Origin of the sequence: Kribbella catacumbae DSM 19601 (assembly GCF_000372465.1) — a bacterium.
GTDB lineage: Bacteria > Actinomycetota > Actinomycetes > Propionibacteriales > Kribbellaceae > Kribbella > Kribbella catacumbae.
The window spans coordinates 114068-131296 of sequence record NZ_AQUZ01000024.1 but is presented as its reverse complement, the minus strand read 5'-3'; the positions used below and the strand labels follow the sequence as shown (position 1 = coordinate 131296).

21 protein-coding genes are annotated in these 17229 nt (G+C 67.3%); 5 read left to right on the top strand and 16 right to left on the bottom strand.

The genetic code is table 11. From position 1 onward, the window contains the following. Positions 1-144: 144 nt before the first annotated feature. The 13 genes from A3ES_RS54235 to A3ES_RS0124205 all read right to left on the bottom strand — a co-directional run bounded on the left by A3ES_RS54235 (position 145) and on the right by A3ES_RS0124205 (position 9577). Positions 145-378: a hypothetical protein gene (locus A3ES_RS54235; RefSeq protein ID WP_157630718.1), complete on the bottom strand. Its 234-nt coding sequence runs from the start codon at positions 376-378 to the stop codon at positions 145-147. Positions 379-642: 264 nt separating this feature from the next. Further along, on the bottom strand, positions 643-1176 hold the full coding sequence (locus A3ES_RS48225) for a dihydrofolate reductase family protein (RefSeq protein WP_202806574.1): 534 nt from the start codon (positions 1174-1176) through the stop codon (positions 643-645). A gap of 236 nt (positions 1177-1412) precedes the next feature. Next, positions 1413-1736, bottom strand: coding sequence for a DUF2469 domain-containing protein (locus A3ES_RS0124255; RefSeq protein ID WP_012922325.1), 324 nt, complete (start codon positions 1734-1736; stop codon positions 1413-1415). Between the two features lie 67 nt (positions 1737-1803). Then, entirely contained in the window at positions 1804-2502 is a 699-nt protein-coding gene (locus A3ES_RS0124250) for a ribonuclease HII (protein ID WP_020389439.1), read from the bottom strand. 8 nt (positions 2503-2510) lie between these two features. Next, complete coding sequence (gene lepB, locus A3ES_RS48220) at positions 2511-3275, bottom strand: signal peptidase I (protein ID WP_020389438.1); 765 nt, start codon at positions 3273-3275, stop codon at positions 2511-2513. Continuing rightward, on the bottom strand, positions 3272-3919 hold the full coding sequence (lepB, locus tag A3ES_RS0124240; protein ID WP_020389437.1) for a signal peptidase I: 648 nt from the start codon (positions 3917-3919) through the stop codon (positions 3272-3274). Before lepB (A3ES_RS0124240) ends, lepB (A3ES_RS48220) begins: the two co-directional genes overlap by 4 nt. Before the next feature lie 119 nt (positions 3920-4038). Beyond that, the gene (rplS, locus tag A3ES_RS0124235; RefSeq protein WP_020389436.1) at positions 4039-4398 is read right to left on the bottom strand and encodes a 50S ribosomal protein L19; all 360 of its coding nucleotides are present in this window, start codon (positions 4396-4398) and stop codon (positions 4039-4041) included. A gap of 151 nt (positions 4399-4549) precedes the next feature. Continuing rightward, positions 4550-5758 (bottom strand): tRNA (guanosine(37)-N1)-methyltransferase TrmD, encoded by a 1209-nt coding sequence (trmD, locus tag A3ES_RS0124230; RefSeq protein ID WP_020389435.1) that lies wholly within the window; start codon positions 5756-5758, stop codon positions 4550-4552. Continuing rightward, positions 5758-6306: a ribosome maturation factor RimM gene (gene rimM, locus A3ES_RS0124225; protein WP_020389434.1), complete on the bottom strand. Its 549-nt coding sequence runs from the start codon at positions 6304-6306 to the stop codon at positions 5758-5760. The genes trmD and rimM overlap by 1 nt, the downstream gene beginning before the upstream one ends. Positions 6307-6382: 76 nt before the next feature. Then, positions 6383-6634 (bottom strand): RNA-binding protein, encoded by a 252-nt coding sequence (locus A3ES_RS0124220; RefSeq protein ID WP_020389433.1) that lies wholly within the window; start codon positions 6632-6634, stop codon positions 6383-6385. 5 nt (positions 6635-6639) lie between these two features. After that, a complete protein-coding gene (gene rpsP / locus A3ES_RS0124215; RefSeq protein ID WP_020389432.1) occupies positions 6640-7191 on the bottom strand; it encodes a 30S ribosomal protein S16 in 552 nt (183 codons plus the stop codon). A gap of 293 nt (positions 7192-7484) precedes the next feature. Continuing rightward, positions 7485-8828, bottom strand: coding sequence for a 6-phospho-beta-glucosidase (locus tag A3ES_RS0124210; protein ID WP_020389431.1), 1344 nt, complete (start codon positions 8826-8828; stop codon positions 7485-7487). Beyond that, on the bottom strand, positions 8825-9577 hold the full coding sequence (locus tag A3ES_RS0124205; protein WP_026163159.1) for a DeoR/GlpR family DNA-binding transcription regulator: 753 nt from the start codon (positions 9575-9577) through the stop codon (positions 8825-8827). Before A3ES_RS0124205 ends, A3ES_RS0124210 begins: the two co-directional genes overlap by 4 nt. 124 nt (positions 9578-9701) lie before the next feature. Between A3ES_RS0124205 and A3ES_RS0124200 the strand changes: the two genes are divergently transcribed. From A3ES_RS0124200 to A3ES_RS0124185, 4 genes are read left to right on the top strand one after another with little or no spacing between them, the layout of a single operon-like run. Beyond that, positions 9702-10682, top strand: coding sequence for a carbohydrate kinase family protein (locus A3ES_RS0124200; protein WP_020389429.1), 981 nt, complete (start codon positions 9702-9704; stop codon positions 10680-10682). Between the two features lie 4 nt (positions 10683-10686). Beyond that, positions 10687-11976 (top strand): ABC transporter substrate-binding protein, encoded by a 1290-nt coding sequence (locus A3ES_RS0124195; protein WP_020389428.1) that lies wholly within the window; start codon positions 10687-10689, stop codon positions 11974-11976. Beyond that, positions 11973-12908, top strand: a complete 936-nt coding sequence (locus A3ES_RS0124190) for a carbohydrate ABC transporter permease (RefSeq protein ID WP_020389427.1) — start codon at positions 11973-11975, stop codon at positions 12906-12908. Before A3ES_RS0124195 ends, A3ES_RS0124190 begins: the two co-directional genes overlap by 4 nt. Further along, positions 12905-13723 carry a carbohydrate ABC transporter permease gene (locus A3ES_RS0124185; RefSeq protein WP_020389426.1) on the top strand — a complete coding sequence of 273 codons (819 nt, stop codon included), beginning with the start codon at positions 12905-12907 and terminating at the stop codon, positions 13721-13723. The genes A3ES_RS0124190 and A3ES_RS0124185 overlap by 4 nt, the downstream gene beginning before the upstream one ends. Here the strand turns inward: A3ES_RS0124185 and A3ES_RS0124180 are convergent. From A3ES_RS0124180 to A3ES_RS0124170, 3 genes are read right to left on the bottom strand one after another with little or no spacing between them, the layout of a single operon-like run. After that, positions 13713-14360, bottom strand: a complete 648-nt coding sequence (locus A3ES_RS0124180) for a maleylpyruvate isomerase family mycothiol-dependent enzyme (protein WP_020389425.1) — start codon at positions 14358-14360, stop codon at positions 13713-13715. The two genes, A3ES_RS0124185 and A3ES_RS0124180, sit on opposite strands and share 11 nt — an antisense overlap. Positions 14361-14384: 24 nt before the next feature. After that, on the bottom strand, positions 14385-16487 hold the full coding sequence (locus A3ES_RS51480) for a caspase, EACC1-associated type (protein WP_020389424.1): 2103 nt from the start codon (positions 16485-16487) through the stop codon (positions 14385-14387). Between the two features lies 1 nt (position 16488). Continuing rightward, positions 16489-16872: an effector-associated constant component EACC1 gene (locus tag A3ES_RS0124170; protein WP_020389423.1), complete on the bottom strand. Its 384-nt coding sequence runs from the start codon at positions 16870-16872 to the stop codon at positions 16489-16491. 130 nt (positions 16873-17002) lie between these two features. On the opposite strand from A3ES_RS0124170, the gene A3ES_RS0124165 reads away from it, so the two are divergent. After that, entirely contained in the window at positions 17003-17197 is a 195-nt protein-coding gene (locus A3ES_RS0124165) for a hypothetical protein (RefSeq protein ID WP_020389422.1), read from the top strand. The last annotated feature ends 32 nt before the right edge of the window (positions 17198-17229 follow it).

Here is a 17229-nt window from a genome sequence, read left to right as displayed (position 1 = left end):
CCCCTGCCACCCAGCGTCCACACCCCACGCGCCCCCGCGCACCCCTGCCATGCCAGCATCACTCGACCGTTGCCCGCCGACAGCGACGCACAGGCTAAGCACGCCGACACGCTCATCGACGCCCGGCGCCCCACACACCCGCTGTCATTCGTCGACCCACAGATCCTCGCCCGCGGCATCCGGACACGGGACGTAGCGGCGTAGCGGACGTAGCGGCGTGGCGGACGTACCGGCGTAGCGGACGTACCGGCGTAGCGCATGATCCATCCAGCGCACTGCGTGGCCGGCGTGCCCTGTCACCGCCGGCCCGGGCAAGCCGCATTTCGGTGCATGCCGTCGCCGAGGTGGCTTGGCGCCGATCGACCTACTCAGCTGCATTGAGCGCACGCCTCACCGCCAACGTCCAGCACGCCCTCCACCCCATTCACGCGACACCCGTCGCACTCCACACCGGCGTGGCGGCGTACCGGCGTGGCGGCGTACCGGCCGCACGGCGCACGGCGTCCGGCGCACGGCGGACGGCGTCCGGCGCACGGCGGACGGCGTCCGGCGCACGGCGGACGGCGGACGGCGGACGACCCCACCCGACATACTCCGGGCTTCCCGCCTCGTCAGACCTCGTAGCGCAGGAGGGCCACGCCGTTATCGAATGCGGTGGCCTCGAGCAACTTCAGGTGTTGCCGGTCTTCGAAGATGCGCGTCCCCCTTACCGCGGGATGCCGGGCAGACCAGCATCCGGATTTCGTCGACGACGCCGGCCTCCAGCAAGGAGTGCATGAGTTGCAGGCTTCCCCACAGCCAGAGATCTTTGCGGGGCTGTTGCTTGAGTTCGCGGATGGTGGCGGCTGGGTCGCGGGTCACGGTTGCGGCGGGGAAGTTGCCCCAGGGCGCGTCCTGCAGGGTCGACGAGGCGACGTACTTGGTGAGGTTGTTGAGCCCCTTGCCGTACTCACCCTGGTCCTCAGCGTGCGGCCAGTAGCCGTTGGTCTGGTTGTAGGTGGTGGCGCCGAGAATCATCGTGTCGACCGAGTCGATGAACCCCATCAGGTTGTTCTGGAAGGGGTTGTCAGTGACTGCGTCGTCGAACGGTTCCCCCGACACGAAGCTGAGGCCACCGTCCTCCTCCGCGGCGATGTTGTCGACGGTGACCCACTGCTGGACGATGAGCTTTCGCATGGCTGTCCTTCCACTACGTGGCGATAGTGCGACCACGCCGGCCGCATCTACCCCTGAGACGGAGCCACCACGCCGCTCTCGACATCCCCGCCACACCTTGTCGAGAAACTTTCAACGGCAGCACTGGAGCACAAACCACGCCTCCTGCCACCTGGCGCGGCACAAGCTGCATCCGGCGTACGACAGACCCGCCGCCGCCCGGTGTGGCTGGGCGGTGGCGGGGGTCGGGGCGGAGGTTACCGGCCGAAGTCGGAGTCCTTGGGGACTTCTAGGTCTGATTTGGCTAGTTCTTCGATGTTGACGTCGCGGAAGGTGACGACCTTGGCATTTTTGACAAAGCGGGCTGAGCGGTAGACATCCCAGACCCAGGCGTCGGCCATGGTCACTTCGAAGTAGACGTCGCCGCCTTCGGTGCGGACTTTCAGGTCGACTGCGTTACACAGGTAGAAGCGCCGTTCGGTCTCCACGACATACTTGAAGATCCCGACGACGTCCTTGTACTCCCGATAGAGCTGTAGCTCCATATCGGTCTCGTACTTCTCGAGGTCGTCAGCGCTCACCCCTCCACCTCGCTAGCGCTCGGTTCCGGCATGAGCGCTAAGGCGGCTGTGTTGTTTGTTCGCTCGCTCATCGGCTCTCCACTCCGGTGGGACTGGTCACATTCTGTCCCATATCGGGCCGCATACTGCGGCGGACATTCTCGAACCGCCGTCGATGTTGTGGACACGGGCCGTATTCGTCCAGTGCCGCCTGGTGTTCGGGGGTGCAGTATCCCTTGTGAATCGCGAAATCGTACTGCGGATAGACGTCGTGCCAGTGCTGCATGATCCGGTCGCGGGTCACTTTGGCGATCACCGAGGCGGCCGCGATACATGCTGCCACCCGGTCACCCTTCCACACCGCGAGTCCCGGCACGCCGAGGCCGTCCACTCCGAACCCGTCGGTCAGCACGTACTGCGGACGCAGGTCGAGCAGGAAGATCGCCCGGCGGAGCGCCTCCACGTTGGCGACGTGCATGCCCAGCCGGTCGCACTCGGCCGCCTCGATCGAGACCACTGACCAGGCCAGCGCGCGGTCGCGGATCTGGTCGTAGCAGCGGTCACGTGCCTTCGCCGTCAACAACTTGGAGTCGGCGAGCTCCGGGATCTGGCCGCGCTTGCCGTCCGGCAGGATCACCGCGGCGGCGACCAGCGGGCCGGCGCACGGACCGCGGCCCGCCTCGTCGACGCCCGCGATCGGGTCGAGACCGACCCGCCGCAGGGCGCGCTCGTATCCGTACAGCCCGGCGTCACGCCGAATCGTGCTGCCGCGCGGAAGTGCGCTCATCCATCAGCTCACTTGGGTGGTGGTGTGAGGGAGATCGAGGGTTTGTCGGGGGCAGGACCCGCACCGGGGACCGTCTTGAAGGTATCCGGTACGTCGAGCTTGTCGAACCTGCCCGCCGGCCACACCACCAGGATCGCGCGGCCGGTGATCTTGTCAATCGGGACGAAGGCCGCGTCGCCCGGACTGCCGCCGTTGGGGCCGGTGTCGCTCAGGTGTACCCGTGAGTCGCCCGATTCGGACCGGTGGTCGCCCATCACGAAGACGCGGCCGGCCGGCACGGTGACCTGGAACTCCATCGTCGACGCGGCGTCACCGGGGTACAGGTAGGTGCCCTCTTCGAGGGGCTGGCCGTTCACCATCAGCCGGCCCTTGGAGTCGCAGCAGGCCACCTTGTCGCCGGGCATGCCGATCAGGCGCTTGATCAGGTGTCCGTGGCTGGAGTCCGGCAGCAGGCCGACCACCTCGAAGAACCGGCCGACCGAGCCGCGCTTCTGGCCGCTCTCCTCATCGCCCAGCCAGCCGCCCGGATCCTCGAACACGACGACATCGCCGCGGTGCACGTCGGTGAGCTTCTCCACCACGACCCGGTCGCCGACGAGCAGGGTGTTCTGCATCGACTCGCTCGGGATGATGAACATCTGGCCGACGAAGGCCCGCAGGATCGACGAGACGATGAGAGCACCGACCACGATCAGCACGAACTCGCGAGCTGCTGCCGCAAGGCCCGAGCGGTGGGCGGGTTTCTCTTTCGTCGCGGTCGGTGTCTCAGTCACTTCTTCAGCCCCGGCTTCTTGAAGGTTTCCGGAGGACGCAGCATCGTCATCCGGTCAGACGGCCAGATTACGCAACAGGCACGGCCAACCACGTTCTCAACGGGGACGAATCCTCCGCCGGGACCACCCATGTGTGCACGGGAGTCGGCGGATTCGGCCCTGTTGTCGCCCATCACCCACAGTGAACCAGGCGGCACAACGACACTGAACGGCGAGTTGGAGGGTTTGGCGCCCTCGAGCAGGTACTCCCGCTCGTCCAGCGCGATGTTGTTCACCGCGATCTGCCCGGCCTTGTTGCAGCAGACCACCTTGTCGCCGGCCACGCCGATCACCCGCTTGACCAGGTGACCCTCACCGCTGCGCGGCAGGATGCCGACGAACTCGCCGACCCGGCGCAACGCGCCGGGCTCCTTCGGCGCCTCGTTCAGCCAGTTGGCCGGGTCCTTGAAGACGACGATGTCGCCACGGTCCACGTCGCGGTGCAGATAGCTGACCTTCTCGGCCAGGATCCGGTCGTTGGTGGTGAGCGTGTCGTACATCGACTCCGAGGGCACGTAGAACGCCTCGGCGACGAAAAGCCGCAGGACGACCGTGATGACCAGCGCGAGCACCGTCACGGTGGTCATCTCGATCAGCAGACTCATCAGCGGATTCCGCTGTTTGAGCCTACGGTGACGTCCCTTGGTGCGACGTGCCCTCCTGGCTGGCGGGCGAGCGCGCGTCGCGGTGCTCGGCGCCATTCCGGACCGTCGTCAGTAGACGATCAGGAGGCCGGGATGTCCCGCTTCTCCTTGATCTTGGCTGCCTTGCCGCGCAGCTCGCGCAGGTAGTACAGCTTGGCGCGGCGGACGTCGCCGCGGGTGACGACCTCGACCTTGTCGACGATCGGGGTGTGCAGCGGGAAGGTGCGCTCGACGCCGACGCCGAAGCTGACCTTGCGGACCGTGAAGGTCTCCTGCAGGCCACCACCCTGGCGACGGATCACGACGCCCTTGAACACCTGCACGCGGGAGCGGTTACCTTCGACGACCTTGACGTGCACGTTGACCGTGTCGCCGGCGCGGAAGGGGGGGATGTCATCACGCTTGCTCGCGTTGTCGAGCTCGTTCAGAATGTTGCTCATCAGGTGTCTCTTCCTCGCGCGTGCCACAGGTCACCCACGAATGCTCGGTGTGAGAGTCGAAGATGCTGTCATGCGGTGGTCACCCCCTGTGGCAGGAGCACCGAATGGCAACAGCGACCAAGTTTGCCACACGGCATCGACCGCAACGAAATCAGTGCCGCTTGTGCAGCTTGCGCCGCTTCGCGAACAGCACCAGCTCGACTTTCTCCGTCTGCCGCTCCCGCTTGATCTCGCGGTAGCCGGCGTTGCGGTAGAGCTGCAGATTGCGCTCACTCTCCGCACCGGTGAACAGCTCGTACGCCGTGACCTCGGCCGGCGCGGTCTTCTCGGCCACCTGGAGGAGCTTGGCCGCGATCCCCTGCCCTTGCCAGTCGGGAGCCACCATCAGCCGCCCGATGCGGCCCACAGAGCCGGAGATGCCCAGCTGGACCGAACCGACCATCCTGCTGCCCGCCACGGCCTTCCAGACCGGTCCCTGGACGAACCGGGCGACACACTCCTCCAGCGACTCCAGCAGCGGCGGAATCGACAGGTCGCCATAGGCCTGCGCCTCGGTCAAGAAGGCAGCCCGCTGCAGCGTGAGCAGCTCCCCCGCGTCCGCCGGCGTCGCCGGGAGTACCCGAACCTGCGAGGCGGGGACGTCCTCGGCGGCCATGGTGCTTCCCCAGGCAGCCAATAGGTCCGGCCTGCGCTCGGCAGTACGCCGTACGGACTCGTTGTGGCGCCACTCGGCTATCAGCTTGTGGTTACCCGACAGCAGGATCTCCGGTACGTCGTGCCCGCGCCACGACGCCGGTTTCGTGTAGACCGGGTACTCCAGCAGGCCGTGGCCCGAGTGGGACTCCTCGGCCAGGGACTCCGGGTTGCCGATCACTCCGGGCAGTAGGCGGGCGATCGCCTCCACCATGACCAGTACTGCGACCTCGCCGCCATTCAGCACGTAGTCGCCGATGGAGACCTCATCGACCCGCATCCGCTCGCTAGCGTGCGCCGCGACCCGTGCGTCGATCCCCTCGTACCGGCCGCAGGCGAAGGCCAGCCACGGCTCGGCAGCAAGCTCGTAGGCCAGCTCCTGGCTGAATGGCCGGCCAGCAGGCGTCGGCACGATCAGCCGCGGCTGGGACGGCCCGTCAGCCGGCAGTACTTCGTCAAACGCTTCCCCCCAGGGCTGAGGCTTCATCACCATGCCCGCGCCCCCGCCGTACGGGGTGTCGTCGACAGTGCGATGCCGGTCGTGGGTCCAGTCGCGCAGGTCGTGCACCCGGACGTCCAGCAGGCCGCTCTTGGCCGCCTTGCCGACCAGCGAGACGTCCAGGGCCGCCAGGTACTCCGGGAAGATCGAGAAGACGTCCAGCCTCATCAGCTGCCTCCGGGCTCCGTCGGAACCACCTCGGCGCCCTCCGGGTCGAGTAGACCCGGTCGGTCGGCCACGGTGACGTACTTGGCTCCCAGGTCGATCTCCGGCACCAGCTCCTCAACCAGCGGCACCAGTACTGCGTTGCCGGCCGGGCGGCGGATCTCCAGCAGGTCCTGCGACGGCAGATGCACCACGTCGATGACCTCGCCGGCCTCCACGCCGTCGGTGGTGCGCACCTTGAGCCCGATCAGCTCGCGGTCGTAGTACTCCTCGGGGTCCTCGGGGCGCTCGTCCTCGCCGATCTCGGCCTGGACTTCGAGGTTGCGCAACTCTTCGGCCGCGGTCCGGTCCGGGGAGCCGGCGAACTTCACCAGCAACCGCCCGCTGTGCCAGCGGCTGGACTCCACGGTCAGCGTCCGCGGCGGCGTCGTCACGGTCACCAGCCGAGCGCCGTCGGCGAACCGCAGGTCCGGGTCGTCCGTCCGGACGATCATGCCGACCTCGCCCTTGATCCCATGCGCCCGGCCGATCCGGCCGACGATCACCAGCACCGCGATTCCTACTTTCACCAGAAGAGCAGAGAAGGGCCGCACCCAGTGGGTACGGCCCTTCGGGGACTGTTCGAGATCAGCGGCGCGGGCGCCGGTTGAACTCGTCGACGAAGTCGATGCGGACCGACTGCTCGGAGCTGAGCGCTCCGACCACGGTACGGATCGCGGTCGCCGTCCGGCCGTTGCGGCCGATCACCTTGCCGATGTCGTCGGGGTGCACGTGCACCTCGAGGGTGCGTCCGCGCCGCAGGTTGCGGGACCGGACGCTGACGTCGTCAGGGTTGTCCACGATGCCTCGGACCAGGTGCTCGAGCGCCTCGGTCTCCATCATCGTCAGGCCTTGGCGTCGTCGGCCGGTGCCTCGGCGGCAGCAGCCTCGGCGGCCGGCGCCTCGTCAGCCTTGACCTCGGCCTTGGCGTCGTCAGCCTTCGCCTCGGCCTTGGCGTCGTCAGCCTTCGCCTCGGCCAACTTCTCGGCCTTGTCAGCCTTCGGCTCCGCCTTCTTGGCAGCGGCCTTCTTGGTGACGGCCTCGGTCTTCAGCGTGCCGTGCGCCTCGGCGAGGGCCTCGTTGAAGATCTCCTGCTTGTCACGCTTCGGCTCCTTGACCCGCAGCGGCGCCGGGGCGTCCAGGCCCTTGAACTTCTGCCAGTCACCGCTGGCCTTGAAGATCGCCTCGACGGCCTCGGTCGGCTGCGCGCCGACGCCCAGCCAGTACTGCGCCCGGTCCGACTCGACGTGGATGAACGACGGCTCGGTCTTCGGGTTGTACTTGCCGATCTCCTCGATGGCGCGGCCGTCACGCTTGGTGCGGGCGTCCATCACGACGATGCGGTAGTGCGGCGCACGCTTCTTGCCGATGCGCTTCAAACGGATCTTGACTGCCACGTTTGTGGGGTCTCCCTCGGGATTTCATGACTGGTTGAGCGGTACCGGCGTCGTGGGGACAACGAGTGACCGCTCGAATGGGCCGGCCGGGACGTGGAGTTAGAGGGCTGCACGTGATCCGGACGGACTCAGCCCAACATTCTGCCAGATCCCCCCGCCCCGGACCAATCCGCCGGGCCCCTCCACCTCCAGTGATCATTCGCCCCCTTTTCACCCTCCAAGATCACCGACCTCCACTCAACCGCCGAACTGAGGGTGAAAAGGGGGCGAATGATCACAACGGATGGGGGGTCTCAGGCGCGGAAGGCGGTGAGTTCGGGCAACTGCGCGACGTAGCCGTCGAGGAGCTGGTGCGCGGCGGTGACCGAGTCGACCAGCGGGTGCCAGGCGAAGGCCCGGATGGCGGCCGAGCGCGAGCCTGATGCGGCAGCCTCGATCGTCGACCGTTCGACCGCCTTCACGGCGCAGACCAGGCCGGCCTGATGGTCGGTGAACTGCGACACGGTGACCGGCCGGGCGCCATTGGCGTCGACCGTGCACGGGATCTCCACCACCGCGTCGTCGTCCAGGTGCCGCAGCGTGCCGCGGTTGCGGACGTTGAGGATCAGCGAGGCCCGCTCGTTGTGGGCGATCGCCCGCATCAGCGACAGCGCGACCTGCTCGTACCCACCGGCCGACATGTCCCGCTCGTCCCGCTCCCCCGCGTCGGCCACCGCGCGACTCTCGACCATGTACGTCGATTCGCGCTCGGCCCGCGTCTTCTGCCACAACTCCAACGCGTCCGACGGCTGCCGCGCGGTCTCCGCGTAGAAGGCCGACTGCTGCTCCAGCAAGAACGTCCCCCGAGTCTGCTCCACCGCCTGTACTGCGGCCAGCGTCTCGCGAGCGAAGTAGTAATAGTGCAGGTACTCGTTCGGGATCGACCCCAACGACCGCAACCACTCGACCCCGAAGAGCCGCCCCTCCTCGAAATCCCCGAGCGCAGCGGGATCCGCCAGCAGCGCCGGCAGATGGTCGACCCCACCCGACTGCAGACCGCGCAGCCAGCCGAGGTGATTCAGCCCGGCGTAGTCGTAGAAGACCGACGAAGCATCCAGCCCCAAGGCCAGCGCGGCCCGGCGGCCGAGCCCGGACGGCGAGTCGCAGATACCGATCACGCGGTCACCCAGGTAGGGGATCATCGCCTCGGTGACCATCCCGGCCGGGTTGGTGAAGTTGATGACCCAGGCCTGGGGCGCGAGCGCGGCGACCCGTTCCGCGATGGCGGTTGCCACCGGCAACGTTCTCAGCGCATACGCGATCCCGCCGGCACCGACCGTCTCCTGACCCAGTACGCCGAGATCGAGCGCGACGCGTTCGTCGACCGTGCGCCCTTCGAGCCCGCCGACACGAATCGCCGAGAAGACGAAATCGGCACCCCGCAGGGCCTCGTCGAGATCGGTCGTCTCGGTGACCACCGGCGCATCGGAGTACGGCAACGCCTGCTGGCGCAGTACGGACCCGACCGACGCCAGCCTGGAGCGATCGGTGTCATAGAGCACGACGGAAGTGATCCGGCCGTCCCCGCGATCACCCAGCAACGCCTGGTAAACAAGCGGAACCCGGAACCCGCCACCCCCGAGAATGGTCAGCCTCACGACAACACCACCTGTACCCCTGCCTCCGTCAACTGGGCCCGGGTTGCCTCGTCGGCGCCGGGCTCGGTCACCACCATGAAAAGTTCGGCCGGCTCGCAGACCCTGGCGACGCCGTGACCGGGGAACTTCGTCGCGTCGGCCAGCAGCACCACCCGGTCGGCGGCCTTGATCATCGCCCGCTTCACCGGTACTTCGATCATCGTGCTGTCCATCACCCGTCCGTCGGGGCGGACCCCGCTGGTGCCGAGGAACAGCCAGTCGACGTGGATCTGGCGCAGCGAGTCCTCGGTCAGGTAGCCGACCAGTGACCGGTAGCTGCGCCGGACGAAGCCGCCCAGGATGATCAGCTCGATCTGCTCGTCGTTCTGCAACTCCTCCAGGACCGCGAGGTTGCTCGTCACCACGGTCAGCGAGCGCCCGTGCAAGTGCTGGGCGACGCGCAACGCCGTCGTACCGATGTCCAGCAGCACCGACTGTCCGTCGCTGACCAGCGAGGCCGCGCGCCGGGCGATCCGGTCCTTCTCGTCCGCATGCATCGCGCTGACCTCGGCGAAGGGTTCGTCGCCGCCGTCCACCGCGAGCGCGCCGCCGTAGACGCGGGTCAGTCGACCCTGCTCATGTAACTGCTCGAGGTCGCGCCGGATGGTCGCTTCGCTGACCCCAAGTTGGGCGGCCAGCACCTTCACACCTCCGGCCCCATCGGCCCGAAGCGCACGAACGATCTGATCCTGCCGCTGCTTTGGCAACACACAGAGACCGTATCACGCAAACTCCGTCATACTCACTCATCCAGTTGCAAGGTCTTGCGCAATCTGATCAGAAGATTCAAACTGCATGCACGAGTTTGAGCGACCCTGCAGGAGTGTGCTGAGAATGAGTGAGCTGGATGTGGTGGTGTCCGGCCTGGTCTTCCACGACCTCGTCCTCGGCCTGCCCTCCGCGCCGCGCCCCGGTACCGAGGTCTGGGCGGTGGATTCCGCCGAGAGCCCGGGCGGGATCGCCAACTTCGCCGTCGCGCTGGCCCGGCTCGGGCTGCGTACCGGCCTGGCCGCGACCTTCGGGGCCGACGACCTCGGCGACCGGCTGTGGGAGCGGCTGTCGAAGGGCGAGGGCATCGATCTGACTTTCTCCCGCAAGCTCGAAGGCTGGCAGACGCCCCTCACGGTGGCCCTTGCCTATGCGGATGACCGGGCACTGGTCACGAGGGGTACCCCTCCTCCGCTGTCAGCCGACGAGCTTCTCACCACGCCGCCGGCCGCCCGGGCCGTCGCCGCTCACATCGGTCCCTGGCCGAACGAGTGGCTCGCCAAGGCCCGGGCGGCCGGCAGCGTGGTCTTCGCCGACGTGGGCTGGGACCCCTCCGAGCGATGGGACCCCGCAGTACTCGATCAGCTGGAGCACTGCGACGTGTTCCTGCCGAACGCCGGCGAGGCGATGAGCTACACCCGCACGAGTACGCCGGACGAGGCGCTCGAGCGGCTGGCCGAGAAGGTACCCGTAGTCGTCGTCTCGGACGGCGCGAACGGAGCACTGGCGCTCGACGCCGGCTCCGGCGAGCGGGTCGCAGTACCGGCCGTGCAGGTCTCGGCGGCGGACACCACCGGGGCGGGTGATGTGTTCGCCGCCGGGTTCATCGCAGCGACGCTGTGGGAGCTCCCACTCGCTGAGCGGGTGCGGTTCGCCGCACTGACAGCGGCGCTGTCCGTGACCCGGCTAGGTGGTGCCGACGCCGCGCCGACCTGGACTGAACTGACGGCCTGGCACCTGCAGCACCCCGAAGCAGACCAATCCCTTGCCGCGCTGATCAGCGCGCACTCCGGAAGCGCACCCCTGCGCGACCAGTCAGGAAGGTAGAACCATGGAGCTCTCACGTCGGACGCTGCTCGCCGGGGGCTTCGCCGCCATGCTCGGCGGAACGGTCGTCGGCTGTTCGTCCAGCATGGACACCGGGTCGACCAAGAAGAATGCAGGAGGCAACATCGCGCTCTGGTGCTGGCCGGGCGGCCTCGGCAAGTCCGTCCTGGACGACACGATCGCGCACTTCCCCGACCAGCACATCAAGTACTCCGAGATCGGCGGCGACTTCAAGCAGAAGCTGCTCACCACCTTCAACGGCGGGACCTCGATCCCCGACATCACCGGCGTCAAGGGTGAGGACATCGCCTCACTGTTGCCGCAGGCAACCAATCGGTTCGTCGACCTGAAGACGATCGGCGCCGACTCGATCCTGGGCGACTACCTGGAGTGGAAGGTCAAGCAGGCCACCACGCTGGACGGCAAGGTGATCGGGATCCCGATCGACATCGGCCCGACCGCGCTGTTCTACCGCGAGGACATCTTCACCGCCGGCGGGCTGCCCGGCGATCCCGCCAAGGTGGCCGAGCAACTGAAGACCTGGGACGACTTCCTGGCCGCCGGACTGGAGCTGAGGAAGGCGAACCCGAAGGCGCCGATCGTGGCCGACGCCGTCGATCTGTACGGGACCATCATCAGCCAGGGCACCTCGCGCTACATCGACAAGGACAACAAGTTCGTCGGCGACCAGGACCACATCCGCAAGGCCTGGGACATCGCGGTGAAGGCGATCACCACCAAGGTCGACGGCAAGACCCTGGGCGGTTCGCCGGACTGGAACGCCGGTCTCGACCAGGGCACGGTGCCCACGGTCACCGGCGCGGCCTGGGTCGCGCTGGACATCAAGGCCGCGTGCAAGACCAGCGTCGGCAAGTGGCGGGTCGCGCCGACCCCGAGCGGCCCGGCGAACTTCGGCGGCTCGTTCCTGACCATCACCAAGAGCGCCGCCGATCCGGCCGCCGCGCTCGAGGTGATCAAGTACATGCTCAGCGCCGACAACCAGGCCAAGGCGTTCGCGGACGCACAGATCTTCCCGTCCGCACCGGCCGCCTACGACAAGCCGCAACTGAAGGCGGCTGACCCGTTCTTCGGCGGCCAGGTGCCGATCGAGGTCTTCGGCCCGGCCGCGAAGTCCATCCCGATCGCGTACGAGGCTCCGCTGGACGGCGCGGTCGCCGTACCGTTCTCGGACGGCCTGAAGCTGGTCCAGGCGGGCAAGAAGACCTCGGACGCGGCCTGGGCAGAGGCGGTCTCGAAGGCGAAGCAGATCGGCAAGCGTCAGGGCGTGCAGTGACACTGACCGCCGCCGCACCTCCGAAGCAGGCGCCCCGTACTGCGAACGCGGGGCGCCGGCGGAGCATCTGGTCGTACTGGCGGTTCTACCTGGCGCTGTCGCCGTTCTACCTGATCTTCCTCGTCTTCGGGCTGTACCCGGTCGCGTCGACGATCCTGCTCGCCTTCCAGAAGTGGGACGGGCTCGGACCTCGCACGATGGTCGGGTTCCAGAACTTCGGCTTCCTGATCGAGGACAGCACCTTCTGGCTCGCGCTGTGGAACACGATCGTGCTGTTCTTCATGTCGACCATGCCGACGCTGGCGATCGCCATGGCGCTCGCGGTGATGCTGCACTCCGCGGTACGGCTCAAGGGCGTCTACCGGATCGCGTACTTCATCCCGAACATCACCTCGCTGGTGGCGGCGGCGATCTTCTTCGCCGCTGTCTTCAGCACCAACTTCGGGCTGATCAACGCCGCCCTGCGCGGGCTCGGGCTGCCGACCGAGGACTGGCTCGGTGAACCGTGGGGGATCAAGATCGCGATCTCCACGATGATCGTGTGGCAATGGACCGGCTACAACACGATCATCTACCTGGCCGGACTGCAGGCGATCCCGACCGAGCAGTACGAGGCGGCCAAGATGGACGGCGCCGGCCCGCTGCGCACGTTCTTCTCGATCACACTGCCGCAACTGCGGCCGGTGGTGCTGTTCACCGTGATCATGTCGACGATCGGCGGCCTGCAGACCTTCACCGAGCCACAGGTGATGGTCGGCAACAACGGAGGCACCGGGCAGAGCGGCATGACGGTGGTCATGTACTTCTACAACCAGGCCTTCTTCAACAACGACTACGGGTACGCCGGAGCCATCGCGTTGAGCATCTTCGTGCTCGTGCTGCTCTTCACGGCGATCAACTGGAAGCTGCTCGGCGGAAGGGGCCGGTCATGAGATGGCGTGGGCTGGTTCTGCACGGACTGCTGGCGATCGCCGGCATCCTCTGCCTGTTCCCGTTCTACTGGACGCTGGTGATGGCGACCAACTCGACGTCCGACATCTACCGGTTCCCGCCGAAGTTCACCTTCGGGTCGCAGTTCGACGACAACGTCCGCGCGGTGCTGGAGAACGTGGCGTTCTTCCAGTCGATGGGCAACACCTTGGTGGTGGCCGTCTCGACCACCGCGCTGGTGCTGTTCTTCGACTCGCTGGCCGCGTTCACCTTCGCGAAGTTCCGGTTCCCGGGCCGGAACGTGCTGTTCGTGATCCTGCTGGCGACGATGCTGCTGCCGGCCCAGCTGGGCGCGGTACCGCAGTTCCAGACGATGGCGGCGTTCGGCTGGGTCGGATCGCTGAAGGCACTGATCATCCCGGCGGCGGCGAACGCGTTCGGGATCTTCTGGTTGCGGCAGTACTTCCAGAACTCGATCCACGACGAACTGGTCGAGGCGGCGACGTTGGACGGCTGTGGATTCCTCGGTGTCTATCGGCATGTGGCGCTGCCGTCGGCGCGGCCGGCGCTGGCGTTCCTCGGCATCTTCACCTTCGTGGCTTCGTGGAACGACTACTTCTGGCCACTGATCGTGCTGACGAATCCCGATCACCTGACCCTGCAGGTGGCGCTGTCCTCACTGAACCGCAGCCACGGCGTCGACTACAGCATGGTGATGACGGGCGCCCTGATGGCCATGGTCCCGCTGATCATCGTCTTCACGATCTTCGCCCGCCAGTTCATCAAGGGAGCAACAGAGGGCGCGATCAGGGGGTGAGCCGGGCGGCGAGCTGATCGGCGCCGTCACCGGTCAGTTCGTCTCTCGTTGCACCGCGGCCGTTGAGGATTCGTAGTACACACTCCCCCGAGGCTCGGACCTGGGGGCCTTCGCCGGAGGACCAGTCGTAGTCGTCGGCAACTAGTTGTACGCCGGTCAGCCGTTTGCGGGCGCTGCCGCCGACGGAGATCGTCATCGGCCATTTCGCGCCGACCGAGAAGGCGGCCACCTCGGCGAAGGCCTCGGGCGGGACCGCGCGCGGGCTGTTCAGCGGCCGTCTGATGTCGATCGCGTGGATCACCGCGTCCACCAGGGCAGCGATCTCGGGGACGCCGGGCGGCTTGGCGCCGGAGGCAGCGTTCGAGCGCAGTTGAGCAATGATCTCCTCAGGCCCCCGCTGCGCCCAGACCTTGGCCATGTCGGTACTTGCCTTGTTGATCCGGAAGCCTGACTTTGCCAACGGCACCAGCTGCTTCAGCGGCTTCAGCACCGGCGCCCAGGCGAGGTGCGCGGCGACGTCCTGCACCGTCCACTCACCGCACAGCGAAGGTGTCGCCCACTCGACCGGCCCGATGGTCTCCAGGAAGTCGATCAGCGCCAGGCGTTCGGTTCGGATCAGCTCGGGCAGCTCGGTCATGACTGGAGTGTGACAGCTCGCGCTCTACGTCGGGAGAGTCTGTGATCGGCGGGCGGCAATGACGACGCCGGCGGCGACCAGCACGCTGCCCACCATGCCGGCGAGGAAGTCTCCGACGGACGCACCCTCGGTCAGTGCCGGCCCCGTGCCGACCATGTTGAGCACTGCGCAGATCACCGCGGTGACGGTCAACCACTGCTTGGCTGTCGACTCTGTCGCGGCCAAGGCGAGCCAGGCGATGGCGACGAGGGCGATCGGCTCCAGCACGACGAGCTTGCTGACGGTGACGAAGGAGACGCCGTCGGTGTGCTCGATGGTCGTACCGATCAGCAACACGATGCCACCGGCAACAACCAGTGCCGCGGCGGGCAACTGAACCGGCCACAGTCGCCAGCACGCTGGTTTCAGCGTGACCAGGATGATGACCGTCAGCGCGAGAGCGATCAGGCTCGCGAAGACCCATGCGGTGGTCTCCTCCGCGGCCATGCCACCGGCGAGGAACAGAAACCCGTCCATCCCGACGGAGGCGAAACACCCCAGCGCGATCCCCAGCGCGACGAGCACCCGCCGCCCCGCCCAGCGCGCGACGAGGCTCGCCGCCAGCCCGGCGAGCGAAGCCAGAATCTCCGGATCGGACCAACTCCGGTAGACCCGCCATCCGGTGTTCGAGTCATCCGACCAGAGCCGGCGCGAATCAACACTCCCAGGAAGATTGGCCAGCACCAGCAGAAATGCCCCAACCCCCAACACCCCAACCACCCACCACGGAACCACGACAGTCGCAGCCGCAGGCGCCACTGCAGGTCGGAGGGCGGCTACAGGCTCGGGCGCAGGCGCTTCCGCCACCGGTGCCGACTCGCGCTCGGCCTCCGCCAGTGGCTGCGTCTGTGTGGGGGTTGGGGCGCTGGCTGTTACTGGAATTGTGGTGGTGCCGGTGAGGGCTGTGAGGGTGATTGTGGATTCGTGGGGCCCGGGGGTTGGTGGGGTGGCGTGGACTTGGATCAGTGGGCCCTGTTGGCTCAGCTCGATCCATGGAGCGCCAGGTGCGGCAAGGGCGGTTTGGGCGATTGGTGGGCCGGAGAGGTGGAGCTCGGCGTGGGGGGTTGAGCCTAGGTCGAGTTCGGTGCGGGTTGCTTGGGGGACGGCTTCCTTCAGAGCTCGGTGGGCGGCTTCGGAGACCTTGCGGCTGTCGTCGTCTGCCATCTTCTGGAGTGCCTGCCAGGCGGCGTACGCGAGGCCTAGATCCGCATCATGCAAGCGCTCGCGCAGGTAGTCGACTACACCGAAGCGGCTTGCCGACAGTGGGCTTCCCATTGCTTCGAGGAGTTCGGGTGCGAGTGCCGCCGGGGTGATCCGGCGGACTCGGCTGCGGGCGATCAGCAGTTCGCCCTGTGAGCCGAAGGTCCACATCTGTGGGTTCTGGTTCGGGGTCACCCGGTGGACCCGGTCGGTGACGTAGCCGACGAGTTCGGTGAGACCCACCCAGCCATCGCCGTCCTTGTCGGCATCGCCGGACGTCAGGCCGTCCACCACCGCACTGGTGAACACGGACGGCTTCGACGTACCGGATGCCAACCTCCCGCCCTCGAAGGCGTACTCCATCGCGCTCGACGCCGTCACCACCACCCGCCCGCGCCCACCGCCGACCCCGTCCTGCCCCGCGAAGGCATCCCGCACCTGCGCCTCCCCCGCCGCGCGGACTACCAGCCCGCGCGGAAAAGCACCGCCGTAGCAACAATCGAGGAACAGCGCGATCCGCTGCGCGCGGCTGTCTGCCATCTGCCGATTGACGAAGTCCGCGGCCACGGCCGTCGACGCGAGCCGCGTCGGCTTGGTGTCCGCGACGGCCAGGAACAGTTCACCGGCAGCGTTCTTCAACCCATGGCACGAGAAATGCAGCAACAGCAGGTCTTCCGGAGATCGATCCGAGAAGAAGTCCTCGACGGCGTACCGGATCGTCTGCGCCGACTCGTTCTGCAGGACCCGTACGTCGAAGCCGCCGACGGCCGGGTCGCCCAGTACCTCCGCCAGCGCCACCGCATCCCGCGCCGGCGCCAGCAAGCGGCTCAGCCCCGGATCGGCGTACACCTCGTTGGCTATGACCAGCGCGACCCGAGATCCGTCCATCTCATCCGCCCATCCCCGAATGCTTGCGCACCCACGCGTCCACGAGCCGCTGCTGGATCTCGTCGCTCGCCCCGGTCAGCTCGATCGTGTCGCCGTCGATCGCGATCTTGACCGTGTGCCCACCACCGGATCGGCGCAGCCAGTCCCGTACGACGGCGACAACCGCGCCGACGACCTGCAGGCCAGGCGCGAGCGAGACACTCAGCAGACCCGCGATCGCTGCCAGACCACCCCGCGTCCCCGGCGGCGCGTCTCCCTCGCGGACAGGCTCGACCGATCGGACGTCGAGGGTCAGAAGTTCCTGGCGCAACAACAACGCCAGCTCCTCCAGCCGGGCCTCGTCGGCCCCTTCCTCGATGACCCCGACTCGTATCTCAGCTCCCATCGCCCCTCCCCCACCCCCCCGGTCCGACACCTCCACCATGCGCTCGGCGCGACTCGACCACAAGGCGTGACGCAGGAGGCAACTAAGCTTCGGGAACCCAGTGGGGCAGGACGAACGTCGGAGGGGCGTCATGGTTGGCAAGCGAGGACGCGTGATCGGCCGGATCGCACCGGGAATCGTCGGCGAGGTGATGCTGCCGGTCCGTGGTGCCACCGAGGCCTTCTACGCTTACCCCGCGGCCGACGAGGTGATCGAGGTCGGTACTCCGGTGGTGGTGGTCGAGTTCGACCCACCGCGCACGGTCTACGTCGCCCGCGCCATCTGAAACTTTCTCGTCATTTGAAATTCCACGCAGTC